This is a genomic window from Parapedobacter defluvii (genome assembly GCF_014642075.1).
Classification (GTDB): domain Bacteria; phylum Bacteroidota; class Bacteroidia; order Sphingobacteriales; family Sphingobacteriaceae; genus Parapedobacter; species Parapedobacter defluvii.
Genome location: NZ_BMIK01000001.1, coordinates 97,058 through 122,768, shown reverse-complemented (window position 1 = coordinate 122,768; position 25,711 = coordinate 97,058). Strand labels below are relative to the sequence as shown.

Annotated in this window: 18 protein-coding genes; 10 read left to right on the top strand and 8 right to left on the bottom strand. The window is 47.2% G+C overall.

The genetic code is table 11. The features are described 5' to 3' along the window. Window positions 1-67 precede the first annotated feature (67 nt). The 8 genes from IEX60_RS00420 (at window position 68) to IEX60_RS00385 (ending at window position 13,906) form a co-directional block, all read left to right on the top strand. Window positions 68-1,312 carry a FecR family protein gene (locus IEX60_RS00420; RefSeq protein ID WP_188746272.1) on the top strand — a complete coding sequence of 415 codons (1,245 nt, stop codon included), beginning with the start codon at window positions 68-70 and terminating at the stop codon, window positions 1,310-1,312. A gap of 160 nt (window positions 1,313-1,472) precedes the next feature. Beyond that, window positions 1,473-5,045: a TonB-dependent receptor gene (locus tag IEX60_RS00415; RefSeq protein ID WP_188746270.1), complete on the top strand. Its 3,573-nt coding sequence runs from the start codon at window positions 1,473-1,475 to the stop codon at window positions 5,043-5,045. Window positions 5,046-5,066: 21 nt separating this feature from the next. Then, complete coding sequence (locus IEX60_RS00410; RefSeq protein WP_188746268.1) at window positions 5,067-6,677, top strand: RagB/SusD family nutrient uptake outer membrane protein; 1,611 nt, start codon at window positions 5,067-5,069, stop codon at window positions 6,675-6,677. Beyond that, window positions 6,670-7,629, top strand: coding sequence for a hypothetical protein (locus tag IEX60_RS00405; RefSeq protein WP_188746266.1), 960 nt, complete (start codon window positions 6,670-6,672; stop codon window positions 7,627-7,629). The genes IEX60_RS00410 and IEX60_RS00405 overlap by 8 nt, the downstream gene beginning before the upstream one ends. A 36-nt stretch (window positions 7,630-7,665) precedes the next feature. After that, window positions 7,666-9,156: a right-handed parallel beta-helix repeat-containing protein gene (locus tag IEX60_RS00400; RefSeq protein WP_188746264.1), complete on the top strand. Its 1,491-nt coding sequence runs from the start codon at window positions 7,666-7,668 to the stop codon at window positions 9,154-9,156. A 22-nt stretch (window positions 9,157-9,178) separates the two neighbouring features. After that, entirely contained in the window at window positions 9,179-10,261 is a 1,083-nt protein-coding gene (locus tag IEX60_RS00395; protein ID WP_188746261.1) for an SGNH/GDSL hydrolase family protein, read from the top strand. Next, window positions 10,261-12,294 (top strand): six-hairpin glycosidase-like protein, encoded by a 2,034-nt coding sequence (locus tag IEX60_RS00390; protein ID WP_188746259.1) that lies wholly within the window; start codon window positions 10,261-10,263, stop codon window positions 12,292-12,294. Before IEX60_RS00395 ends, IEX60_RS00390 begins: the two co-directional genes overlap by 1 nt. A 67-nt stretch (window positions 12,295-12,361) precedes the next feature. After that, the gene (locus IEX60_RS00385; RefSeq protein ID WP_188746257.1) at window positions 12,362-13,906 is read left to right on the top strand and encodes a sulfatase family protein; all 1,545 of its coding nucleotides are present in this window, start codon (window positions 12,362-12,364) and stop codon (window positions 13,904-13,906) included. 12 nt (window positions 13,907-13,918) lie between these two features. On the opposite strand, the gene IEX60_RS24770 is transcribed toward IEX60_RS00385, so the two are convergent. Next, window positions 13,919-15,028 carry a putative sensor domain DACNV-containing protein gene (locus IEX60_RS24770; protein ID WP_229717399.1) on the bottom strand — a complete coding sequence of 370 codons (1,110 nt, stop codon included), beginning with the start codon at window positions 15,026-15,028 and terminating at the stop codon, window positions 13,919-13,921. A 376-nt stretch (window positions 15,029-15,404) separates the two neighbouring features. On the opposite strand from IEX60_RS24770, the gene IEX60_RS00370 reads away from it, so the two are divergent. Further along, on the top strand, window positions 15,405-15,764 hold the full coding sequence (locus IEX60_RS00370; RefSeq protein WP_188746251.1) for a phage holin family protein: 360 nt from the start codon (window positions 15,405-15,407) through the stop codon (window positions 15,762-15,764). A 59-nt stretch (window positions 15,765-15,823) separates the two neighbouring features. On the opposite strand, the gene IEX60_RS00365 is transcribed toward IEX60_RS00370, so the two are convergent. From IEX60_RS00365 to nagB, 3 genes are all read right to left on the bottom strand, one after another. After that, window positions 15,824-16,573 (bottom strand): SDR family NAD(P)-dependent oxidoreductase, encoded by a 750-nt coding sequence (locus IEX60_RS00365; protein WP_188746249.1) that lies wholly within the window; start codon window positions 16,571-16,573, stop codon window positions 15,824-15,826. A 91-nt stretch (window positions 16,574-16,664) separates the two neighbouring features. Then, window positions 16,665-17,558 (bottom strand): AraC family transcriptional regulator, encoded by an 894-nt coding sequence (locus tag IEX60_RS00360; protein ID WP_188746247.1) that lies wholly within the window; start codon window positions 17,556-17,558, stop codon window positions 16,665-16,667. Window positions 17,559-17,660: 102 nt separating this feature from the next. Continuing rightward, window positions 17,661-19,589: a glucosamine-6-phosphate deaminase gene (gene nagB / locus IEX60_RS00355; protein WP_188746245.1), complete on the bottom strand. Its 1,929-nt coding sequence runs from the start codon at window positions 19,587-19,589 to the stop codon at window positions 17,661-17,663. 347 nt (window positions 19,590-19,936) lie between these two features. On the opposite strand from nagB, the gene IEX60_RS00350 reads away from it, so the two are divergent. Continuing rightward, complete coding sequence (locus IEX60_RS00350) at window positions 19,937-21,355, top strand: Gfo/Idh/MocA family protein (protein WP_188746243.1); 1,419 nt, start codon at window positions 19,937-19,939, stop codon at window positions 21,353-21,355. Here IEX60_RS00350 and IEX60_RS00345 read toward each other — a convergent pair. From IEX60_RS00345 to IEX60_RS00330, 4 genes are all read right to left on the bottom strand, one after another. Beyond that, entirely contained in the window at window positions 21,342-22,496 is a 1,155-nt protein-coding gene (locus tag IEX60_RS00345) for a methionine aminotransferase (protein ID WP_188746241.1), read from the bottom strand. The two genes, IEX60_RS00350 and IEX60_RS00345, sit on opposite strands and share 14 nt — an antisense overlap. 20 nt (window positions 22,497-22,516) lie before the next feature. Next, on the bottom strand, window positions 22,517-22,867 hold the full coding sequence (locus IEX60_RS00340; protein WP_188746239.1) for a helix-turn-helix domain-containing protein: 351 nt from the start codon (window positions 22,865-22,867) through the stop codon (window positions 22,517-22,519). 225 nt (window positions 22,868-23,092) lie between these two features. Then, window positions 23,093-23,308 (bottom strand): hypothetical protein, encoded by a 216-nt coding sequence (locus tag IEX60_RS00335; RefSeq protein ID WP_188746237.1) that lies wholly within the window; start codon window positions 23,306-23,308, stop codon window positions 23,093-23,095. A gap of 28 nt (window positions 23,309-23,336) precedes the next feature. Beyond that, window positions 23,337-25,601, bottom strand: coding sequence for a cation:proton antiporter (locus tag IEX60_RS00330; protein WP_229717332.1), 2,265 nt, complete (start codon window positions 25,599-25,601; stop codon window positions 23,337-23,339). Window positions 25,602-25,711: the final 110 nt, after the last annotated feature.

Sequence of the window (25,711 nt, the reverse complement as noted above, 5' to 3'; positions counted from 1 at the left end):
TTTTCCAATAGTGTGTTTTTCTGGTTGGGGCGTATAGATCCATAAACGAATTATAAACTTATTATCATTGGAAAACCGCAATGCAATACTCAGTCTATTGACTGCTTACTTAAATAAACAGGTAAGCCGCGAGGAATTTGATCGGCTTTTCTCGGCGCTCACTGAGCTGGAAGATGAGGATTTTCAGGCAACTATCCTTCAGGCCTTAGACAACCAAGCTGATGTTACCAAGTCAGATTTTATTCCCGAGCGCGTTGCCCAATTATACCCTGAGTTGCTGGCAAAAGTTTCAGCCACGCCACAAGTCGCGATAACTCCGACTGGTAGGTCGGCACGACGCAGCGTGATAGGGTGGAAATTATCGGTAGCAGCGGCGACCATATTCCTGTTTCTGGCGGCAGGCTTCTACTTTTGGCAGGATACCGATCGCCATAACAGGACATCGTTGATCAGCGCCGAACAGATTGTTCCAGGAAGCGATCGTGCAACATTGACATTGGCCGACGGACGGACAGTTGACCTGAGCGCTGCACAGAAGGGTATTGCAGTCGGAAACGGAATCCGATATCTAGATGGCACAGAAGTGATCGCGTTAACAGCGGATGAGGGAAAACAGACTGCCAATACCCGATTGCTAACACTCACTACGCCTAAGGGCGGACAATACCAGCTCTCACTTCCAGATGGTACAAAAGTATGGCTGAATGCAGCCAGCTCCCTTGTCTATCCAGAGGCATTCGGCGACGACATACGCGAGGTAAAACTTGAGGGAGAAGCTTATTTTGAAGTGACCAAAGAGCGCAATAGATCATTCGTCGTCAACACAGAGAAGCAACGGGTAGCAGTACTAGGTACATCGTTCAACATCAGTGCGTACAGCAATGATGAGGTTACCAAAACAACACTGGTAACCGGTTCGGTACGGGTGAATATCCTAGCTGGTGGAGTAACACAAGGCGAAAGCCGGATACTCGCACCCAACCAGCAGAGTGTCATCGGTAATCAAGAAAATAACTTAGCCGTGAATTCCATCGATCCCCGCACCGCCATAGCGTGGAAAGACGGCTTGTTCAATTTTCATGGACTAGGTATCGATGAGGCGATGAAGCAGATTGAACGCTGGTATGACATCCGTGTTCGGTATGAAGGGCCGAAACCGACTGGATATCTGGGCGGTAAAATGAGCCGAGGAGTAAGATTGTCGACTTTCCTCGATTTTCTAGAACGGGATTTCGGGATCAGATCCGAGCTGAAAGCAGACCGCACACTTGTACTGTACGCGACCAATACCGCAAGAAATGCTGATTTATAAACTTAAATAGGGAAATTATGCACAAAACACCTACGTAGAACCACCGGATAGGATGGAAAAAGCAGGGAAGTGTCGACACCACTTACCCCGCCAATATGCCGTCGGTTCACATGCGAATATCGGATCGATTCACAAAGTATCACCTTAGCATCACAAAGTTATGAATAAAAAGCGAGGCTTGGAAGGCGTTTGCCTACCTCCCGGGCCATATACCAAGAAATCTATTTTACGGCAAGCCCTTATGGTTATCAAGGTCAGTTATGTATTACTGCTAATCTCGTGCTTGCAGTTGCAGGCCCGCAGTTATTCCCAAATCATCACGATGAACACCAAAAGTGCTTCACTCGAACAGGTTTTCCATACCATCGAGCAGCAGAGTGGTTATGTTGTCCTATACAACTACAAGGAATTAAGACATAGCGCTTCCGTGAAGATTTCTGTGACAAATATGCCGTTGGAAATGTTTCTGGAACGTCTCTTTGTAGACCAACCGTTTACCTATAAAATCGAAGACAAAACGATTTTAGTAAGCTCCAAGCCAAGGAACTCCAAAAAAATACAGACCAAAGGCACCGTAGAAAGTATGGCACAGATAGTACAGCAGACCGTGTCCGGTACGGTGGTTGATGACAATGCCAAGCCCTTACCAGGTGTATCTGTCTCCGTAAAGGGAGCGGCTTTGGCGACCACCACGGACGACGCGGGGAAATATCACCTCGTGATACCGGGAGCTGACGCTACCCTGGTCTTTACTATGCTCGGATACACACCACAGGAAATTCCCGTAAGTGGATCCGACAGAGTCGATGTGACGCTGAGTGCATCCGTAAGCGATCTGGAAGAAGTGGTGGTCATCGGATACGGATCACGCTCGAAAAAGGATATCACCTCAGCCATTTCCAGTATCGATACAGAAACCATTACCAAATCGGTGGCTATGAGCCCCGAAGTGGCTATGCAGGGAACGATGAGCGGTGTGCAGGTGTCGGGAACCTCTGGAAACCCAATGATGAGACCCACGATCCGTATCCGTGGTACCAATACCTGGGGAATTTCCGATCCACTATTCGTGATTGACGGCATACCGGTAACCGAAATGGGGGCAGGTGTAGAGGGTGAAAATGACCGGATTACTGACGTACGGGGTCCCTTAAACATCATGTCGATGATTGATCCTCATGATATCGAGTCAATATCTGTACTAAAAGACGCCTCAGCAGCCGCTATCTACGGTGTGCGTGCCGCAAATGGCGTAGTGTTGATTACTACCAAATCGGGTCGGAAAGGAACGATGACGATCGATTTCAGCACTCGGTTGGGTGCACAGAACCTAACACAGGATCTAGATTTCCTGACCACTCCCCAATACACATCTTTTGTACAAGGCATATTTGCAACAGACCCTGATCGGCTGCCAATGGAAGATAATGTGGGACGCTTCGATCCAACAAGTGACCGTTATCTAGGTAATTCACCGACGTACAATTGGGAAGACGCAGTACGCAATAAGAATGCGGGGATGCAGGATTACTCGATTAGGGTATCGGGGGGTAATGATAACACTGACTACAATTTTTCGGTTGGTTATACAAACACGGAAGGCACCATATTGGTCAATCAGTTAGAACGCTATTCAGGTTCATTTAAGTTGAATTCCAAAATTAACGAGTGGCTAAAAACAGGAATAAACTATCGGTTGGTGAACGCCAAAGGCCGGGACGGTGTATACAGCTACTTTGACGTAATCCGGAGCGCACCTTGGCAACCGATCTATGCTGAGTCGGGTATTCCGAGCTACAACGGGTACGCCAATGCGGTAGGTGGAATACAGCCGGACGGGAGCTATTCTAATCAGAAGTTGTATGGCCAGGGTACACGCATCAATGAGGTGGGCCGGATGAATTCAAACGATTCACCGTATGACTCCTGGCGCAATATGGGCAATATATATCTCGAACTGACTCCCTTGCAGGGATTGACCGTAAAGGGTACAATGGGGCTCGATCGATATATTACGAGCCGATACCAATTCGCTGACTACGACGCAAATGTATTTGACTATACAGCAGGCGATCCGAGGGCACTGGGCGGAGGAAAATCGGTGGGGTCCTATCAGGAACGTGATGTGCTGAATAACAACCTCGTCAAAGAATTAATGGTCAACTATTCGAATTCCTTTGGCGAACATAACCTGGACTTTCTGTTCAATTTTTCCGACCAAAAGTATGACGCCAAATATAAGTTTGCCAGTACGGAGTATATGACCACAAAAAAGGACTATCTGCGCAATCTAGGCGGTGAGCGGGCTTATACATCTGTTGGCAGCGAACAAATGCGTTGGGCATTACAGGGCTACCTGTTTCGACTAAGTTATAACTATGCTGCCAAGTATTACCTCGATGCTACGGTACGTCGCGATGGCAGTGCGCGCTTCGCACCGGAAAACCGATGGGGAACGTTTCCCTCTTTTTCTGCAGCTTGGCGACTGAAAAGCGAGCCCTTCATGGAATCGGCAAACTGGATCGATGAGCTGAAGCTACGCGCGGGTTGGGGGCAGCTTGGCAACCAGGAAGTGCGCGATATGGCGTACCTATCCGCCATCTCCCGAAACCCCCACTACGCATTCGGCAACGCCAGTCAGGATAACCGGCCCGGATCAGGCGTGTTTTACGAAGGAGCCACTATTTTTGGGATACCCAACCGTGACCTGACCTGGGAACGAACAGAAACATTTAACATCGGGTTTGATGCGCAGGTATTTAAGGGACTCGGATTTACCGCGGAATATTACTACAAGAAAACACACGGGATCTTGCAGGCGATTGACCTACCCTCCAGTGTGGGTATCATCGAAACGCCGGTAGCTAATGTGGCTAAGGTACAGAACCAAGGGTTCGAATTTAATCTCAATTGGCAACAGCAATTAGGTGATTTCCGATACGGCATTGGCGCGAACTTAACCACAACCGCAAACCGTGTATTGGAGACCTATAAAGGAATACCTACCTCGGGAGGAACAGTGGAAGAGGGGTATTCCATGTTTTACCACAAAGCCTATAAGGTAAACGGGATTTTTCAGAGCGATCAGGAAGCGCAGGAGTGGCTAGCTCAATACGAAGATGTAAACTACCAGCGCTCGCGGGTTGGCGCTGGCGACTTCTACTTCCGAGACCTGAGGGGTGCGCCGAAAAACGAAAATGAATTTTACTCAGAAGGTGGCGACGGAAAGATCGATTCGTATGACATGGTCTATGTCGGAAAGTCTATTCCCGGATTTTTCTACGGCTTCAACCTCAATGCCGAGTACAAAGGTTTCGACTTGAATATGCAATTTACCGGGGTTGGCGATGTGGTGAAATACAACGGGATCAAAGCAGGCACGTTCATGCCCACCGAAGGTGACAACGTGACGAGCATCGTGTATGAGGCCTGGACACCGCAGAACCCGTCGACCACCTATCCGCGCTTGGTTTTCGGTGATCCTGTACAAAACCTCCGCTACTCCGATTTTTTCTTTGAAAGCGCTGCATTCCTACGCCTGCAAAATGTGCAACTGGGGTACACATTGCCCCAGTGGACAACTAGCTTGGATAAGAAATATTTCCAAAATGCACGGATTTATGTCGGGATGTCAAACGCATTTACCCTAACCCGGTATACCGGGCTTGACCCGGAAAACGATGCTTACCCGATTCCCAGGACCATTTTTGTTGGATTAACAGCTAAATTTTAACCAACTAACCAAACAATTAACATGATACGAGTTAACTATTATAGCGGACTTTTAATCTTCGTGATCGGCGCAATGCTCTTGCTTGCTTCGTGTGAAAAAAACCTCGACATAAAGCCAACCGCTGAGTTGGAGAGTGAATATTTCGAGTCGGAATTACGGGTACAAGAAGGTGTGGGGGCTTGTTATGCGGGACTTCATAATCTCTATGGCCCACTACTCAACGATGGTGGAGGTATTCATCAAATACTTTTATTGCCAGGTGATGATATCACCCACCAAGATGCCAGTCGCGGGGCGATGGAAGCATTTTCGGGTCTCAATAGTGCAAACGGTGAGGTAAATATGTTGTGGACAAGGCTTTATCAGATTATCTATCGCTGCAATTTTATGCTCGAAAAGCTTGAGGAAGAGGCCGTGAAAGCCGTGTACACCACGGAAGGGCTAAACGCAATCAACAAAGGAGAAGTACTGTTTGTACGAGCGTGGTGTTTCTACCGATTGTGGGATTTCTTTCGTAAAGCGCCGTTGCAGGATACCCGTATACGGACAATCGCAGATGCCGTGCTACCTCCTTCAGAGGGATTCCAGCTATTAGACAAAGCGATTGAAGATCTTGAACTCGCGGCTACACTGTTGCCAGATGAGACGTACTGGCCACTGGAAACGGAACGGGGCAGGGTATTCAACGAGAGCGCATACGGTATGCTCGTAAAATGCTATACACTACGGGCTCGATATAATCAAGCAAATGCAGCTGATTATGGGAAAGCAATCACGGCCTTTGAAAAGATTACTACCCGGCAACTGGTACATTTTGCCAACAATTTCGACTACCGGTACGAAAATAATGCTGAATCGCTCTTCGAACTGCAGGCCAGTCACGCGACCGACCAGGATAATGCCTGGCTGGACAACAATTTTGGAGGAGGTGTGGGCCAGATGGGAGCGATGTACCATTACAGCACAAGCCACTGGGGGAACTATGTATCGGGAATCTATGGGCCAACCAAGAAACTGATAAATGCCTATGAAGCGGATGATCCCAGAAAGGGGTATACCTTTGCCAACTTTACCACCAATGTAAATGGAGATACCAACATCCCGACACCCCCATGGGATAAGTTTGATGGCTACCAACTGATGAAATACGTTTATCCGGGTCGTTGCTGGTTCGAAAAAGTTTGGGGAATCTCTTCAACCAATAACACACGCTTACTGCGTTATGGCGACGTGAAACTGCTGGCCGCTGAGGCTTACCTGCAAACGGGAAATACGTCGGCAGCACTTCAGCAGGTCAACGATATCCGTGAACGGGCGCGGCGATCGACAGAAGATGGTAGCCCGTCAACTTCGCCGGCAAACCTTACGGCGGTATCGATGGCAACCATTATGCATGAACGCTTCATTGAACTGGCCGCTGAGGAAGGAATCCGGTGGACTGACTTGCGAAGCTGGCACATGGCTGGTTTTATCAACCTGTCTACATGGACGGCACAAGACTTCGGATATAATTACGATGCACAGAATTTTGAATTTGAAGCACCGAAGCATTTATTATATCCCATACCGCAGCGCGAAATGAACACCAACCCATTGATGGCATCTTCGGGTAATAATCCTGGCTATGATTAATCCGCTTGCAACCGCATTTTTGCTGCTTATAGCAGCGGCATGTTCACAATCCGCGCAAGAAAAGGTGGCAGTCAATGCATTTTATCTAGGGCATAGCCTCAGCGATGGCGTACCGGAAATGGTGTGGGGGCTCGCGAAAGGTACAGACTTGATATCGTTTGATTACGGTTATCAACGCATCAATGGCACTCCGTTGCGGCACCAGTGGAACCAATTTTTACGGCAAACAAATGCAGGTTATATGGATCATACAGACCGGGAAATGGCGAAAGTGTTTGATCCTGCAGTTGTTGATAGAGGTGCGCATCTATATCATTTCTTTGATGACCACGATGGCCTGCCTTCGGGGGACTATACACATTTGGTTATGACTGAGAGCATTCCCAGGTATTATGGGGAGGGCTGGGGCAATATCGAAGACACCTACCGCTATGTCGACAGTTTTTACAACTATGCGCGACAATTTAACCCGGACGTGAAACCCTACCTCTACGAGGTATGGCATTGCATCAATAGCGGCAAGCCCACTGCTTGTCCACACGATAAGGATGCAAGTCCGTTTCCCGAACGCTTGAAAGACGATCTGCCCATGTGGGAGTCGGTCGTTGAGCGGTTCAACAGCAAAGACCCCCAGCAGCCGCTGCAACTAATCCCGGTAGGTCAGGGATTAGGTCGGTTGTCGGACGCCATCGATCGCGGTGAAGTACCCGGAGTGGGATCAATCCGGGAAATGTTTACAGACGACATCCACGTAAACGACACTTTACGTTATTTCTCGGCATGCATCCACTATGCGACGCTGTTTGAGCGAAGTCCCATTGGGCTGACAGATGAACTGCATCACCTTGATGGAAGGCCGTTTGTAAAGCTTACGGGTAATATCGCCATGAAATTACAGCAAATTGCCTGGGAAACGGTAACGGAATACCGCTCACGTCGACAAGCAAACTAATATTTATCCACATCTTGAAAAGCTGATACAAATACAATGACACGCTATATTTCTTTATTCTTTTTTTTTATCACACTGGCAACCATTGCACAGACAGTTGCACAACCACGGGAACTGTTTGTCTCACTGACAGGCAATGATGCCAATCCGGGAACACAGGAAAAGCCGCTGCGCTCCATTCAACGGGCGGTAGATCGGCTCGGTCCGGGAGAAACGGTTACCCTTCTTGAGGGGACCTATGACCTGGATGCCCCGATAACGATTACGGTAAAAGGAACGGTCGATGGCTGGGTCACCCTACGCGGAGCGGAGGGAGCCAAGGTAATTTTGGATGGTTTGAACTTTAATATCCCTGATTCAGGGATATACCCAAGAAATAATGGATTGATCCAGATTGAGCGTGCTGCTTATGTACGTGTACGCAATATCCACGTGCGCAACTCACGACGTGCCGGCATCAACATTCAGGAAAGTCACCACATAGATGTGGTCAACTGTATATCAGAAAATAGCCTTTCGCCCGGTATTGCTGCTTGGCAACGCTGCGAATATATCCGGGTATTAGGCAATACAGTGATTAATGCCAACGATATGAAGATGAGTTGGACACCTTATACGGGACACGAGGCCCCACATGAAGCCATCAGCATGGCGGGTCCTCACCATTTCGAGGTAGCATGGAACCATGTCTATGATTGCCGCAAAGAAGGAATAGATGTGAAAGAAACAGCCTCTTTCGGTACGGTGCACCACAATTATGTGCACGATTGCGATCGACAGGGACTTTATATCGACGCATGGTTTGGGCAGTTAGCGCATATCGAAATGTACCACAACGTAGTACATGGCTGTGAGTCGGGTATCGCCATATCCTCGGAAGATGGACCGAATACGAAAAACCTCAAAATTCACCATAACCTGGTTTATAACAACCGGGCGACGGGTATCTTTTTTTCGAGATGGGGTATAGATAATATGCGCGAACACGTAGCAATCTACAACAATACCTTTTACAGAAATGGATGGGGGAAGGATTTCACCGGCGACCCACAATATTGGCTGAGCGGAGGTTGCTACCTGTTTTCAACCAATCTGCGTGATGTCCGTATCAGCAATAACATTTTTGCACATAATTTTCCATTTGAAATCGGACACACAGCGCGGTTTAAGGATGGATGGGCCGTTTCACAGGCAATCGATATCAGTCGCAACCTCATCCAAGATATCAATACAATAGACTATCCGATTTACTTGCATACCTGGCTCAAGGACAGTGTGTATTCCATAACGGGTACACATGCGATTCTCGCCGATCCACTCTTTGAAAATCCAGCTGAAGGCGACTTTCGACTGAAGGAGAGCACCCCAGCAAAAGACGGAGCCGGTAAAAACCTGGGTGCGTTTCCTGAGGGAACGCAAGAGAGTTTTTGGTGGAAAAGCAATTTTCCTCCGGTGATCGATATCGAAAACTACCTGCCCGGCCAGCCTTCAACGCCGGTGGGTCGGGGGAAGGCAAACACACAATAACGAACTGATATTCTATTCATTAATGCTTGTAACGTTGTTTCGTCGTCACCTAATCTATGCCCTCGCTGTGATATTCCTGCACATATCACTGACGGGTTGTCAACATACTGACCATCCCAGGCGGCTCATCCCAGCTACGGATCAATCAATCAACTATGTCGGCCGGTTTGATTTCACAAATCCTGAAATGCCCCGTTTTATGTATTCCGGCTGTACCATCAGCGCAGGCTTTACCGGCACATCCGTAGCAATCAAACTCATGGATGACAGCCTGCGGAATTGGTTTACAGTCAACCTAGACGATAGCCTTTTCACCTTCGAATCCAACGACTCTTCGGGCTTTTACCAGCTTGCCGAACACCTCCCGGATACGGTACACCGCATCTCCATTACCCGTCGCACGGAATGGCATGGAGGCAATACTTCGTTTGCAGGCTTTGTCCTTGACCAAGGGAAAGGGCTACTCCTCATTCCTAAACTTAGTAGAACCTTAGAGTTCATAGGGAACTCGCTTACCTGCGGGTATGGCAATGAGGGTGAAAGCCGGAAATCGCATTTCGAGTACCGGACAGAAAATGGCTACTTAGCCTACGGCGCAATCGTTGCGCGCGCGCTCAATGCCAACTATGTGGCCATATGCCGTTCGGGCATCGGCATGTACCAGTCATACGGTGGCGACCGGGATTTCGTACAACCCAAGTTGTATGACGAAATTGTAGTAGGTAGTGGGGCACGGTGGAACTACCGCGACAACCCGCCCGATGTGGTCGTTATCGAACTTGGTGCAAACGACCTTGTAAAGCCATTGGACAGCGTCCTATTTGTGGATGCCTATGTAAATTTTGTAAAAAAGTTGCGTACCCAGTATCCCGAAGCTGATATCATTTGTGCTTCGGGGCCTACCTTACCCGGTGATAACACGTTAACCTTTCAAACGTATGTACAAGCCGTCTATGCGCAGTTTGCCGCTATTGATAAACGTATACACTATTTCCATTTCGGCACCATCGATGCCAACGGCAGCGACTGGCATCCGAACCTTGAAGAACACCAACAGATGGCAGACGCCTTGCTTCCGTTTATAAAAGACCTTAAAAATTGGTAATGATCGTTAACAAAAATATGCTTTTACTGCTGATATGCCTGGCGATATGGCCAAGTGCCATGGCACAACAGGCAGCGGATCCGGAATTTTGGCATATTTCGGATAGCAACAGCATTGTATGGGATGTTAGCAGCGAATCGTGGCTCCCCCACGGCGATAACATCGAAATGTCTGGGAGCAAGGTCTCCGGCATCATTTACTATGCTGTCAATGAAAAGCGACAACTTACTGTCACACGCGACCTCATTTTCCCTCAACTACGCACGTATGACCGTACCAACGGTGTTAACTGGCAGCAGTATCGGGCTTACCGAAGGCTTACCTACTCGTCCGAGATCGAACCCACCATCACCGACAGCTTAAAAACCGTCGTTTTCGATCAAGTCGACTCGGTCCGGATAGCCGGTAAGCTTATCATCTACCATACGCCCGTAAACCATATCGTGTTGACTCGCACACTATTCCCCTCGATGACTGACCGGCTATTTGTCGAGCAGTGGACACTGACCAACATCGGTCGAGATGCCAAAAAGTTGCACATAGGCAATACCACAGCATCAACAGCATTACCGGGATATAAAGGCACCTACCACAATCGTGTCTATAGCGATGCCCATGACCACATAAGCTTAACTGCAGGCCAATCCTATCGGTTCGGCATCTATTTCGTAGCCGCGATTAACGATGAACCTACGGATGGATTCAGCCATGAAGCCGCGGAACACGAGCGGGATGCGTTTCTGGAAACCATGCAGGAAAGCCTCGTGCTCGAAACCACCAATCCTGTACTCGACCAACTGTTCTATTTCTCGAAAATCCGGGCCGCCGAAAGTATTTTCAATTCGAAGATGGGCCTTGTTCATTCGCCGGGGGGTGGCAATTATTACGTCGGCGTCTGGGCGAATGACCAAGTCGAATACAGTGGGCCTTTTTTCCCCTTCCTTGGCTATCCAAAAGGATCTATTGCCGCGGAAAATGCTTACCGGATGTTCTTGAAACACATTCCTAAAGGAGATAAGCCTATTCCCTACTCTTTTGAGATCGAAGGCGATATCCAATCCTCAAACAAAGACCGTGGCGACGCCGCGATGATTGCCTATGGCACGTCCTTATACCTGCTGCGCATGGGCGACAAAAAGCTGGCTGCATCCCTTTGGCCGCTCATCGAATGGAGCCTCGCCTATTGCCATAGCAAACTGGATGAAAATGGTGTTGTGCGCTCGCAGACGGATGAAATGGAAGGAAGAATCGCTACTGGAAATGCCAATCTGGCTACGAGTTCTCTTTACTACGGCGGCCTCAAATATGCCACATACGTTGCGCAGGAACTGGGGTATAAAAACGTATCTAACACTTACAAACGGCAACAGCGGGAGCTGGAAAAAAATATCGAAAACCATTTCGGCTCCGCCATCGAGGGGCTTGATACGTATCGCTATTTTGAGGGGAACGACCGACTGAGACATTGGATTTGCCTACCCTTGGTTATGGGAATCAATACCAGAGCCGAGGCAACTGCCACAGCATTACTTGACAGTATGTGGACGGAAAACGGTGTCCTCGTGGAACACCAACCCGGGCCGCAAGCACACACAGTTTTCTGGGATCGCGGAACGCTATATGCGCTCAGAGGAACGTTCAAAGCCGGATTTTTCGAAAAATCATTGGAGAAGCTTGCAGCATACTCACGCAAGCGACTATTGGGGGACCACGTTCCTTATGCCATTGAAGCTTTTCCAGAAAACAACATGAGGCATCTTTCCGCAGAAAGTGCACTCTATTGCCGGATTTTCTTGGAAGGCATACTGGGCATCGAGCAAACCGGATTCAGTTCCTATAACATTACCCCGCAATTGAACGAGCAATTACCAAGGCTGACACTCAAAAATATCCATCTTGGCCACACCACCGTCTCCATCGCATTGGAATTGATTGGTGACGACCAGGTAAACGTCAAGATTTCTACCAACGGCCGTTTGGTTGTAGATACCAAACAAAAAAACCGACGTCAGGTGAACTTTGAGCTAAAATAAATCCTTTCTTTGTTTAAATAAATGGGATAAACAGTTATAAAGTGAGCAATTATAACAACAAATCGCTATGAAACAATCGAGGATTTTCAACTTGTTGCTTGGGGGGTTACTCTCCACCTCAGCCTGCCAGATGGCTGAACAGGGAAAAGAGGTCAGAAACCACCCCAATATCGTCATCATCTATATGGATGATCTGGGCTACGGTGACGTAGGTGCCTACGGGGCAACAGCCATAAAAACTCCGAATATTGATAGGCTGGCTGCAGAAGGATTACGATTTACCAACGGTTACGCGACCTCATCCACCTGCACTCCCAGCCGTTATGCCCTCCTCACGGGTGTTTACCCCTGGCGAAACAAGGATGCTAAAATCCTGCCCGGTACGGCACCCCTCCTTATCGACACCCAGCAACAGACACTTCCAAAAATGCTGAAACAGGCTGGCTATCGTACAGGGGTTGTCGGCAAGTGGCACTTGGGGTTAGGGGTCGGCCATGTAGATTGGAATCAGCGTATTACACCCGGACCCAATGAAGTGGGATTCGATTACTCGTATATCATGGCGGCTACCCAAGATCGTGTACCTACCGTTTTTATTGAAAATGGCAAGGTGGTGGGTGCAGAAGCCGATGATCCGATCGACATCGACTACCATCAAAATTTCGAGGGTGAACCCACCGGACTCGACCATCCCGAACTCCTACGGATGCGTTGGCACCATGGCCACAATAATAGCATCGTAAACGGTATTCCTCGTATTGGTTTTATGAAAGGCGGCGAAAAGGCAAAATGGATCGATGAGAACATGGCGGATACCTTCCTTACAAAGGCCTGTACCTTTGTAAAGGAACGTCAGAGCGAACCTTTTTTCCTGTATTACGCCATGCACCAGCCGCACGTTCCCCGCACGCCCAATCCACGCTTTGCGGGCTCGTCGGGTTTAGGACCGCGCGGCGATGTGATCGTCGAAGCCGATTGGTGCATCGGGGCGTTTATGAAAACCCTGGAGGATGAAGGCTTGCTGGAAAGCACGATCGTAATCTTCTCCAGCGACAACGGCCCGGTTGTTAACGACGGGTACTACGATGATGCCGTGGAAAAGCTGGGTGACCACAGGCCCTGGGGGCCACTGCGGGGCGGCAAATATAGTTTATACGAAGCGGGTACCCGGGTGCCGTTTATCGTACAATGGAAAGGAAGGATCAATACGGGAGTATCCGATGCGGTTATTTGTCAAATGGATCTGCTGGCCTCATTGGCCGACTTAACCGCACAAGATATAGAAAGCAGCGACAGCCGAAATCTCCTCCAAGTGCTCCTGGGTGACACCAACCAGGGGCGAAATGAACTGATATTGGAAGCAAGTTCACGCACGGCATTGCGGAAAGGCGACTGGGTAATGATTCCCCCCTATAATGGGCCTACACGCAATGAGCAGGTAAATATCGAACTGGGCAATTCCGACGAATACCAGCTCTACAACATAAAAGACGATGCCGGCCAACAAATTAACCTTACGGAAGCAGAACCGGAAAAACTGAAAGAGATGATTGATAGCTACGAAGCGATCCGGGGTCATTCTGACAAACCTGAACCATTAAAATTGGAATAAGAACAGGCGGCCTTACATTAGTAAGGTATCAATTCGGTGTCCATGCACCATCTGCTCCTTCTCCGACCACGCAAATACAGTAAATGTTCCATCTTGCGAGGCTACCATGGCTAACGAGTCGTGCTGATCGTTCACAAATTGGGCTGCAGCTAAATGCCGGGTTCCACCGATGGTAGTGGCGTCAAGCAACTGCATCACACTGCCTGCTACCGGTTCGGTCATCATAAGCTGTGCCACAGGCAAGGCATGCGGCGAGCGTGCCACCTTTGCTCCGAAAGCGAGCAACCGATGGTCTTCTGTGATTACCGTGGCGCCATCAATAGCCGAATACCCGCCTACTGCGTTAATCATTTTATGCAACATTTCCCTATCGGTAGCCAGATCGGTTTTTTCGGACGCTGGTACCATGGCTTGTGGCTCCACCAAATAGTTAATGGGTTTGACAATGGAATGCAACCATGCCGTACTGTTGGAAGGCACAACCAGCAACAATGCTCCCCGACCGTGACGACGCATGGCAAGCGCCAATTGTACTAAGATATTTTCCGATTGATCGTCCTGTGCATGGGAGAATCCCAACAACGCGGAAAGAATACCCGGACAGTCGGTCAACCCCCAATGGTTGTCTTCGATGACTTTGATCTGGTTACCTTTCAACACCGCGACGTTGACAAACTTTTGCGCGTGAAGCCGGTGTTTTTGTTTCACTACCAACAAACCCGCCTCAACAACTTCTACCACCATGGCGTGGGTGGGAACTTCGTGTATCGTACCCCACAAGTAAAAATTATCACCTTCCATCCACACACCCAAATGTATTCCAGGCTGCACAACTGCGGGAGACAATTTAACCAGGTTATAAGGTGTAAAACGTTGCGTATGGTGGAACATCAAGCGATCAGATGCCAAATCCGGAGGTACAAATGCCAAAGAGATTTTCGGCTCATAACCTTCCTCGCGACGTAAACTTGCCCAAAATGCCGTGTCGATGAGAATTTCTACAACCGCCATATCGGGAATATGCCTTCGGTCCACATCCCGATGGTCGAATTGTTTCCTAAAATGCTCCGCTATGCGATGAGATACCAATTTTGCAGCGAGGTATGTGGGCTCTGAAATCATTTTCGACAAGGTCAAACATTTTGACCGGATAGTTATTTATTAAGTAAATAAGTTATATTAGCAAACTTAGATAAGTTGTGTTAAATATGCAATATAATTGCGTTGCACATGCAAAGGAAGTTATCAGTCTACTCGGCAGCCATCGAAAAGTTTTGATCGAGGAAACCAGCCATGTCAGCGCCCGACGCAAAAGGCGATGAAACCTGCGTAATCGCAAGCTTCATTGCCGCTAAAAAACAAATGGTGCAAATGAAAATGCGGGTTCCATTAGACCATTAAGAACAAACTGCGAAGCATTCATTGATGCCACTAAAAACAGACAATAGATCAATAATTATTTTCTAATGAAATATATTACAAACCAAACAAACAGATTATGCGATTTATTATTGATGTACTATTGACAGGATTGGCTGTGTTTCTTGCAGCGCTGGTCCTTCCCGATTCTGCGGTAAGTGTCGCCGGATTCGGGTGGGCGATTGTCGCCGGGCTTATTATCTCTTTCGTGAATGCGACCATCGGAACGATTCTCCGGTTTTTCACATTCCCGCTCAATCTCCTTACATTGGGATTGATATCGTTTATCATTACGGTGCTGATGGTACAGCTTACCAGTTATTTCATGGGAAGTAAATTTGATGTAGCAAATTTTTGGTGGGCAGCAGTATTTGCGCTGGTTGTTGCCTTGATTCAAATGCTTTTGGATAGTCTTTTCAAATCCAAGAATCGCGACTGACGGCACTTTAACCCGGCAGGCGAAGATGCCTGCCGGTTACTAATCTTTCTTTTCAAGTATCACGATGCGAGGTAGCCACCATCCACTGCGTAATACGCTCCATTTACAAAAGAGGCCTTATCCGTACTGAGCCACAATACCAATTCAGCCACTTCATTTGCTTCTCCCAACCTGCCGATTGGATGCTTGCTCACCAACCAATTGATGGTATCGCTATCCATGTCTTTCAATAAGGGCGTATTAATGAAGGCGGGTCCCACCGCATTGGCGCGGATACCTCCCGCAGCATACTCCAGTGCAATGTTTTTAGTGATCCCTACGACTCCATGCTTCGCAGCTACGTAGGCCACGGAATTGGCAAATCCCACCTGACCCAAAATTGACGCCATGTTTACAATAACACCGCCTCCCGCTTGTAACATGGCCGGTATCTGATAGCGACAACCATAGAACACTCCGGATAGATTGATCGCGATGACCTTATCCCATCCTTCAACCGGATATTCACCCGTAGGGGCCGATGGCCCACCGATTCCTGCGTTGTTACAAGCAATATGCAATGCGCCAAATTGCTCCATAGTTTGTCTGACCAAGCGATCGCTGTCTTCCGCTTTCGATGTATCAGCCGCCACAAAATACGCTGTTCCGCCCGCATCTGTAATGAGCTTTACGGTTTCTTCACCGCCACCCACACTGATGTCGGACACCACCACTTTCGCACCTTCCCGTGCATAGGCAAGTGCTACGGCCCGGCCGATTCCTGACGCTGCACCGGTGACAATCGCTACTTTATCGGTTAATGCTCCCATAATTGTGTTGATTTTTGTTATGATAACAAAGATAGTTACCTTTTGGTTGGACGAAAATGACATCAGTCATTCCCTCAATTGACCATCTACCCTATTCGGTTGGATTACCTGTAATCATCAACGACTTCCGGAAGGCCTCGGGGGTAATCCCAGCGTTCTTTTTGAAAAACTTTGTGAAATACGAATTATCCTCAAAATTCAGCATATACGCTACCGTTGCTATGGAAAGCGTAGGGTTAACCAGCAACCGCTTTGCTTCCAAGGTAATACGATTGCGTATCACCGCTCCCGCCGACTGTCCCAATAAATCTGAACAAATCGTATTCAGATAATTGGGTGTAATATGAAGCATGGCTGCATAATACCTAGGCAACCGCAATTCCGAAAAATGTTTATCGACCAATTTCTGAAAACTGCGGAGAAGTGTAGCACTGTACGATAAATGCGGCGATCTTGCTGCTGCTTCCATATTTATGCCAGTTAGGTCCAAAAACAGCTTAAGAATCAATACGCGCAATTTGTCCAATTGAAGCTCACGCAGGGAAGCTGCCAACGGGATCATCTCCTCAAAAAGCTCCGTTATAGCCGGCTGCATGGATCGGGGTATATCCAATACGGATTGTTGCGCAATACCTTGAAAAAAAGGAAAGTCGTCGATATAATCAGGCCGCAAAAGAAATGATTGAAAAAATGACGCCGAAAAATTAAGCACGTAACCGTCCACATCTCCCTCAAAGTTCCAATGATGAACCTGACTTGGAGCCATTGCATAGAGCTGATGCGGCTGTACCGGGAATCGATCAAAATCAATAGAATGGTAGCCGCTCCCTTTGGTAAAGTAAACCATATGGTAAAAACGATGCCGATGGGGCACATGCAGCTTACGGTGTTCCTTGCGATAAGCAGCAAAAGGTCTTACGACAATATCCGGCCGGAAAGTAGTTAATCCTGCAATGTCATAGATTGGGTACCCCTGTTGCTTCATAAATTCATAAACCGTAAGTATACTATTTTTTAATAAAAAAGCTCGTCTTTAAATCAAAAAGACGAGCTGCTTTTACTTCGTTCACTCCGTTGGTAATTCCCGTTATTCGTCTTCAAATTTCCAACGCACAAAAGCTTCAATCGCCTCATATTCAGCCATACCCAATTCATCATACAGCTTAGCCGTTTCACGGGTACGTTCCTCGGCACGTACCCAAAATTCGCGGGCGTCATCCCCCGGAAACACAGGCACATCCTTTTGAGACTGATGCTTAAAGATTGCGTAGCGCTTACGTAACACTTCCTGCGGGGAAAGAGGAACAGCCATCTCGATTTCGTGGATTTCAAACTCATGCCATGCGCCACGGTAAAGCCATAGCCAGCAATCCTTTGTCCACGCTTCAGTTTTCCGCAACCGTTTCATTGCTTCGTGGATGATATCAAAACACACTTTATGTGTGCCATGTGGATCCGCAAAGTCACCCGCAGCGAAAATCTGGTGTGGTTTAACCTGCTGAAGCAATTCCATCGTCTGCACGATGTCATCTTCGTAATCCAACGCCTTGCTGTATTTACCCCGATCGTAAAAAGGAAGGTTCTGAAAATGGATATTACTATCGGGCAAACCTGCGAAACGGGCACCGGCAATGGCCTCTCCCTTACGGATAAGTCCTTTCACGGTAAGCAGTTCCGCTGTATCAATCTGATTGGGTTTCTTTTCTGCGATAAACTGACGCGCATTTTTATACAACACTTCCAACTTTTCCGTATCCAGCCCCTGTGATTTGGCAAAATCCGTGGCAAATTCAACGAAGCGAAGTGCATCATCATCCCATACCGCCGTATTGCCTGATGTTTGGTAAGCGACGTGTACGTCATGTCCCTGATCCGCCAAGCGAATAAATGTACCTCCCATGGAGATTACATCGTCATCCGGATGCGGTGAAAAGATGATCGATCGTTTCTTTGCAGGATCGCGCCGCTCGGGGCGCTGGCTGTCATCCGCATTGGGCTTACCCCCGGGCCAGCCGGTAATCGTATGCTGCAATTGGTTGAAAATATCGATGTTGATATGGTATACCGGACCCTTTTCGGTGGCCAATTGCGCCATGCCGTTGTTGTTATAATCGTCTTCAGTGAGTTTCAGCACAGGTTTTTTGAGGGTTTGCGAAAGCCATACCACTGCTTTTTTTATGGTTTTATTATCCCAAACGCAATCCTTTACTAACCAAGGGGTATCAAAACGGGTCAGTTGCGAGGCAGCATCCACGTCGAGAACGAATTCCACACTGTCTGACAGCTGGAGATAGGTAGCAGGCACTTCGGATGACAACTTTCCCTCGACTGCCTTTTTCACAATCTCGGCTTTCTTTTGGGTCCAAGCCATCAAAATAATTTCCCTGGCTTTAAAGATGGTGCCAATACCCATCGTAATCGCCTTGGTAGGTACATTTTCCTTACCTCCAAAATCGCGCGACGCATCACGTCGGGTCAGGTCATCCAAAGTAACCAGCCTCGTTCCCGAATTAGGTGCGGACCCCGGTTCATTAAACCCGATATGGCCTGTGCGGCCGATACCTAAAATCTGCAAATCCAAACCACCTAAGGCAGTGATTTTTTGCTCATAAGCCAAGCAAAAGTCGTGAATTTCTTCCATCGCCAATGTCCCATCGGGGATGTGTACGTTAGCTGGTTCGATGTCAACGTGATCAAACAGGTTACGGTTCATGAACGTAACATAACTCTGTTCCGAATCGGGCTGCATGGGATAATACTCATCGAGGTTAAACGTAACCACATTTTTAAAACTGAGTCCTTCTTCCCGGTGCAGACGCACCAGTTCTGCGTACACCTTTACAGGGGTTGCACCTGTAGCAAGGCCAAGGATGGCCTGCTCACCTTTTTCTTGTTTGCCGCGGATTAAATCGGCAATACGTTTTGCTACGGCCAGCGAAGCCGCGGTAGGATCGGAGTAGACACTCACGGGTAGCTTCTCGAAGCGTGTTTCTTCCAGTAAATTTAATCTTGCCATTGAGGATTACGTATAAGGTGAGACGCAAAAATAAATATATTTACCCGAAAAAATAGTCAAAGAGAGCATACTTTTTTGATTTTTTTTTAAAACATAACATGCAATCGTATGCGTAATATTAAACAAACGGTTGCGTTTGTTGAACCCTTTGATAACTCAACAAACTATCCTATACTTGTTTGTTATTCTTGTATTCGTTCTTTCAGCACTGCTTTAATTTTCAATTATGAATCTAACATGAATACATAATTATTAAGCGCTTAAGGGCGATGATTACGTACTTCATCAAAGACTCCATCCCGTGAAGCGTGGACAAGTACTGACAATTAAAAACAATAAATAACCAAATGAAATACAATCGCAGAAATTTTCTAAAGAGCGCTACCCTCCTTTCGGGAGCGGTGGCAGCACTGCCAGCTGTGGCACATGAGGCGGTATCCAACGAATCATTCGGATCTCTTACGTACCAGCCCTCAAAATCACAAAGATTTAATATGAGCGGATATGCGGCTCCCAAAATTGATAAAGTACGCATTGGGTTCATCGGGTTAGGCAGCCGGGGGCCGGGGGCCGTACAACGGATGTCACGTATCGATGGTGTCGAAATTAAAGCCCTCTGTGACAAAGATCCCAGCAGGGTGGAAAATGCACAGGGAATTCTGTCGAAAGCAGGTCTTTCTAAGGCCAAGGAATACAGTGGCGAAGAGGGCTGGAAAGACATGGTGGCCAATGAAGACCTCGATCTCGTCTACATCTGTACACCGTGGGATTTACATACGCCCATGGCAGTCTTTGCGATGGAACATGGCAAACATGCAGCGAGTGAAGTGCCCATTGCAATCACCCTTGATGAATGTTGGGAACTTGTTGAAACCTCTGAGAGGACCAAAAAGCATTGTATGATGCTTGAGAACTGTTGCTATGACTTCTTCGAAATGCTAACCCTCAATATGGCCCGCAATGGCTTGTTCGGTGAAATTATGCATGCGGAGGGTGCTTACATTCATGACCTTTTGAAGTTAAATTTTGACAAGGATGGCTACTCGGATATGTGGCGGCTACGCATGAATGCTACCCACAACGGCAATCTCTATCCTACACATGGTTTAGGTCCGGTTGCCCAATGCCTTAACATCAATAGAGGAGATAAGATGGATTACCTCGTATCCTTGTCTACCAATGACTTTATGATGGCCGATACGGCTGCGGAAAAAGCAAAAGAAGATGCTTTTTACCAACCCTTTGTGGGCAAATCTTACCGGGGAAACATGAATACTACCCTGATCCGCACGGCAAAGGGAAAATCCATTATGGTACAACATGATGTAACATCTCCCCGTCCTTACTCGCGCATCCATCTGATCAGTGGCACCAAAGGAGTTGCTTCAAAATGGCCTTCACCCGAGCGCATTGCATTTGGTCATGAATGGGTGAATGATGAAGAATTAAAGGATCTTTATGCGCAATACACTCCACCCTTGATCAAACATGTGGGAGAGGTAGCTAAGCAAGTCGGCGGTCACGGCGGAATGGACTTTATCATGGACTGGCGCTTAATCGATTGCCTACGCAATGGCTTGCCGCTCGATCAGGATGTATATGACGGTGTTTTATGGAGCAGCATCTTCCCATTAAGCGAACAATCTGTAGCCAAACGGTCGCGCTCGCTTGATATACCGGATTTTACCCGTGGTGCCTGGCAAACCAACAAACCGGTAAATCTTACACTGGAAGGTGGAGCAACCACCGGTGTCAGAAAGGGCTGACCGATTTTAACCGTGCTGCTGCCTGCTGCAATGTCAACTCCCGTTTCGCGAAGCAGATACGAATAAGGTGCTGGTTGATTTCTTGATGGTAAAAAGCAGCGATGGGAATCGTTGCTACCCCATATTGTTTCGTTAGTATTTCACAAAATATCCGCTCAGGCAAATCGCTGATCGCGGAATAATCAGCCACCAAAAAGTAAGTGCCGTGGCAGGGCAGTGGCCGGAAGCCTGTTTCCCGGAGAGCCGTTATCAGGAAATCTCGCTTTTTCTGAAAAAAACGGCTCAACCTTAGGTATTCTTCGGCATCCATCATAAAATCTGCCAAGGCATATTGGATGGGGGTATTCACGCTAAATACATTGAATTGGTGAACTTTCCTGAATTCGTTTGTTAATTCCATGGGGGCTAGGCAATATCCCACCTTCCAACCTGTCGTATGGTAGAGCTTACCGAATGATGCTACCACAAACGTACGCCTACGGAGTGCCTCGTACTGTGCGGCACTGTGATGTTTTGCTTCCTCATAAACGATATGTTCATAGACCTCATCACTTAACACATAACAATCGGTATCCCTGATGATTCGGATTAATTGACGATAGTCGGTGTCGGTCATTGTGCGTGCTGTGGGATTATTGGGCGAATTGATCACAACCAACCGGGTTCTAGGAGTCAGCAATGCGGTGACGGCATCCCAATCAATCTCAAAATCAGAAGCATACAGTGTCACCGGCTTTGGTATACCACCAAATACCTGAACGGCAGGCGCATACGCATCATAAGCCGGTTCAAACAGGATTACCTCATCCCCCGGACGGATCAACGCCGCTATAACGGTAAAAAGCGCTTGTGTTGCACCTGCTGTAACCGTAATCTCAGTTTCCACATCGTAAGTCACACCGAGAGTCGCCGCTACTTTCATGCTGATCTGTTCACGAAGCGCACGCACACCTGCCATTGGTGCATATTGGTTGTGCCCTGCATGCAAATACTGTTCTACCAATGCAATAAGCCGCGGAGAACAGTCAAAATCGGGAAATCCCTGGGAAAGATTGATCGCTTCGTGTTGGAGTGCCAACCGCGACATATAGGTAAAAATAGACGTAGCCGTATTAGGCAACTTAGACGCGAAATCATGCATTTTTTAGAGACAAGTGATAGTTAACCTGCAATATTTTCCCGGAGTATCTCCCGGTAAAAACGGACACTGTCTTCCAGCTGTGCAATATACGCTTCTTTATCTAGTATAATTTTATGATATAACTCTTTTTCTTCGTTGATAAACCGATCAATATGCCCACTTGTTTCCGCACTGCCCAATAACTTGGAAAGCTCGGTTTCCAACACACTTGCAATCTGCCCTAACCGCTCGATGTCAATACGCGTTATTCCGCCTTCAATATTCTGGTATGTCTTTAGCGCTATATGCAATGCCTCTGCCATATCTGCTTGAGACAACCCTTGTTCCTTTCTCAGGCGTTTAATAGTAGCCAAAATATCCGATTGCGCCATAGTTATCTTTTTAGGTATAAATTATACTGAAAATAAGTACGATTTATGCGTTCTTTACCTTGTATCAACATCTTATCTTTGTTGTAAAAGCAAAGGTAAAGTTTTTTACCAAAAAGACTACTAAATTAGTAGATTATTTTTTCTGTCGTCTAAAACGACAGCTATATAAGAGGTTGTTTGTTGTTTAGTTTAAACGGCGGGTGGAAACACTCGCCGTTTTTGGCCTTATTCTTCGTACAGTTGTATCGCGTTGATTCCCTGATCCTCAAGCGCGTTAATTACGTCCAATGCTTTGATGCTTCCTTTAACAGAAAGAAGAAAATGATGCGAAAAATAATCGACGCACCAGTCTACGATATTAGGTAGGTTGTCCATGACTCGAGAGAGCCGCTCCAGATGGGATGGGGCTGCTACCGAAGTTTCAAATTTCATGATTTCCATAATTCCTCCTTTTTATTGTAATTGATTTCTAAGGTTTTAACACGAGGGTAGACGGCATATCTTTTAGCCAATCTTCCTTTTCTTCGACAAGTTGTTTCCAAGTCGAAAGGCTGACCAGCAATAAATCAAATGATTTCAGCCTGATTGCGCTGATTTCGGGTTCATCGATCAAATTAACGTGATTGGGAGCTGCATAATCTATTGCACGGACTGCCTCCCTAAATTCCAGTGTATTTTTTATTACATTGTTTACGTCTAATAAGGTAACATGGGCTGCTCCATTTTGGATAAATTTCTGAATGTATACCAGCAAAAAGCTATCACTGACGGAATATACCGGTACGATGATGCCACGGCACTCGTCCATGCCTTTATCAATCAGAATACCCAAAGGAATCTGGACTGCCTTGATTAAACTTTTTGTCCGCTCATCAAAATATCCTGGGAAAAATAAGTTATCCTTTCCTGTCAGGGTTTCATAAATCCGTTCTGGGTTAATAACCTTGCTGGTAAAACCTAAAATTCTACCCAATACGGTCCCCTCAAATACAGATTGACCCACGCCAACCAATAAGAGATCGTAATCCTCCGTATTAGAAACCGAAGCAATGTCTTCATCGATGTCGTCTGTGGGTTTAAAAATAGGCGTGAAGGGTTGCCGTAATCGATTTCCTTCCTCCTCCAGCAACACGAAGCTCTCGCGCTCGTATTCGATGGAATTAAAGTGATTCAACTCATTTCCCAGCGAAAGGTGAAGCGCCGTTACCGTTGAGTTTTCGCGGGATTTCCGGGTAAGCATATGCGCGATACGAAGCAGTAATTTCCCCGTATGCGGATTTCCAAAAGAAATAAGAACGTTGTACTTATCTTTTTTGGTTAATAATGCCCGCTGGGATTCGCGCTGTTTAAAAACCCGGTTGAATAGATCCAACAAAGGGCCAGTCATGAAGGTCGTAAATAGAGCCATCAAAACGAAAATGGCAAACATTTCCGGGGTCAGTACGCCAAGATCGTAGCCGATGTTGAGCGCTACCAGTTCCATCAGGCCACGGGTATTCATCAACGCTCCGATGGTCAAACTTTCATACCAGCTTTGTCCAACGAACCGTGCGGAAAGTGCACTACCCACAAATTTACCAGTAACCGCGACAGCGACAACGATGAAACAAAGCTGCCAAAGACCGGGCTCGTTCAATAAGCCAATTTGGGTTCGCAACCCGGTAAAAACAAAAAACAGGGGCAGCAGCAGCACCAATGCCACATCTTCTACCTTCTCAATAAAAATATTCCTAAAATTGATATTTGCAGGCATAATTACCCCGGCCATGAACGCACCGAATAGGGCATGGATACCAATCACTTCTGTTGTCCACGCAGATAAAAGCAGCGTACCGAAAAAAAGCCCGACCACCGGCTTACTCAGCCGTTCCTTGGTTGAATGAAGCTCTCCGATGCGCTGGAGGAAAGGCCCCACGAACCGCAGCATCAAGATCACATAAAGAATCGCAAAAAATATGGTAAAACCTGCACTGGCTAATGATCCTGCTTTTACAACCGCAATAACAGCTGCCAATAAACACCACGCCGTGATATCGTCTGCCGCAGCACAGGTGATCACAATCGAGCCGAGTTTCGTTTTGGTAATGCCACGTTCCTGTACAATCCGCGCCAAAACAGGAAAGGCGGTGATACTCATGGATATTCCGATGAATAATGCATAGGAAAGAAAAGAAACCTGTGGCGGCGCTGTTTGCTGATAAATAAAATACGCCAACCCCATACCCAACGCAAATGGAAAAATGATGCTGGCATGGCTGATGACCACGGCCTCATGCGCCTGATTTTTCAGCAATTTGAGATCAAGCTCCATCCCGACCACAAACATGAAAAGAATCAAGCCGACCTGACTCATCACGCCCAAGTTAGGCAATGAACTAGCCGGAAACAAAAAGGCGGAAAACTCCGGAAAATAGTAGCCCAGTACCGATGGCCCCAATACGATACCCGCTACAATCTCCCCGATAACCGATGGCTGGCCAATTTTTCTAAAAAGCACCCCGAAGACCCGGGCCACTAAAATAATAGCAATGATCTGCAACAATAAGATCGCCAAAGGATAAGCGATATTTGCACGTATGGAATCCTGAAAATGTCCCCATGCACTTCCCGATACTGTATTTGCCGGAATTTCGGCACCTTTTTCAAGAAGCCGGCCTCTTGAAATGATCCAGTACCCAACTCCGGAAAACCCGCCGATTACGCATAAATAAAAGAGCCAATTCTTCAGTTTCATTATTCCGCGTAGTATGATTGATATTTTCAGAACGTCAATTATACTATTTTATCGGCGGAGAATAGACCGTTCCACATGCTTTTTGTACCGAAAAAGCCGTTTTTTGTACT

Excerpts from the sequence above, each read along its gene's own strand:
- IEX60_RS00335 (WP_188746237.1), bottom strand. The coding sequence starts at position 23,308 with ATGGAAATCATGAAATTTGAAACTTCGGTAGCAGCCCCATCCCATCTG.
- IEX60_RS00345 (WP_188746241.1), bottom strand. The coding sequence starts at position 22,496 with ATGCATGATTTCGCGTCTAAGTTGCCTAATACGGCTACGTCTATTTTT.
- IEX60_RS00365 (WP_188746249.1), bottom strand. The coding sequence starts at position 16,573 with ATGGGAGCATTAACCGATAAAGTAGCGATTGTCACCGGTGCAGCGTCA.
- IEX60_RS00370 (WP_188746251.1), top strand. The coding sequence starts at position 15,405 with ATGCGATTTATTATTGATGTACTATTGACAGGATTGGCTGTGTTTCTT.
- IEX60_RS24770 (WP_229717399.1), bottom strand. The coding sequence starts at position 15,028 with ATGATTTCAGAGCCCACATACCTCGCTGCAAAATTGGTATCTCATCGC.
- IEX60_RS00330 (WP_229717332.1), bottom strand. The coding sequence starts at position 25,601 with ATGAAACTGAAGAATTGGCTCTTTTATTTATGCGTAATCGGCGGGTTT.
- nagB (WP_188746245.1), bottom strand. The coding sequence starts at position 19,589 with ATGGCAAGATTAAATTTACTGGAAGAAACACGCTTCGAGAAGCTACCC.
- IEX60_RS00390 (WP_188746259.1), top strand. The coding sequence starts at position 10,261 with ATGATCGTTAACAAAAATATGCTTTTACTGCTGATATGCCTGGCGATA.
- IEX60_RS00385 (WP_188746257.1), top strand. The coding sequence starts at position 12,362 with ATGAAACAATCGAGGATTTTCAACTTGTTGCTTGGGGGGTTACTCTCC.
- IEX60_RS00395 (WP_188746261.1), top strand. The coding sequence starts at position 9,179 with ATGCTTGTAACGTTGTTTCGTCGTCACCTAATCTATGCCCTCGCTGTG.
- IEX60_RS00340 (WP_188746239.1), bottom strand. The coding sequence starts at position 22,867 with ATGGCGCAATCGGATATTTTGGCTACTATTAAACGCCTGAGAAAGGAA.
- IEX60_RS00405 (WP_188746266.1), top strand. The coding sequence starts at position 6,670 with ATGATTAATCCGCTTGCAACCGCATTTTTGCTGCTTATAGCAGCGGCA.
- IEX60_RS00350 (WP_188746243.1), top strand. The coding sequence starts at position 19,937 with ATGAAATACAATCGCAGAAATTTTCTAAAGAGCGCTACCCTCCTTTCG.
- IEX60_RS00400 (WP_188746264.1), top strand. The coding sequence starts at position 7,666 with ATGACACGCTATATTTCTTTATTCTTTTTTTTTATCACACTGGCAACC.
- IEX60_RS00360 (WP_188746247.1), bottom strand. The coding sequence starts at position 17,558 with ATGAAGCAACAGGGGTACCCAATCTATGACATTGCAGGATTAACTACT.
- IEX60_RS00410 (WP_188746268.1), top strand. The coding sequence starts at position 5,067 with ATGATACGAGTTAACTATTATAGCGGACTTTTAATCTTCGTGATCGGC.
- IEX60_RS00415 (WP_188746270.1), top strand. The coding sequence starts at position 1,473 with ATGAATAAAAAGCGAGGCTTGGAAGGCGTTTGCCTACCTCCCGGGCCA.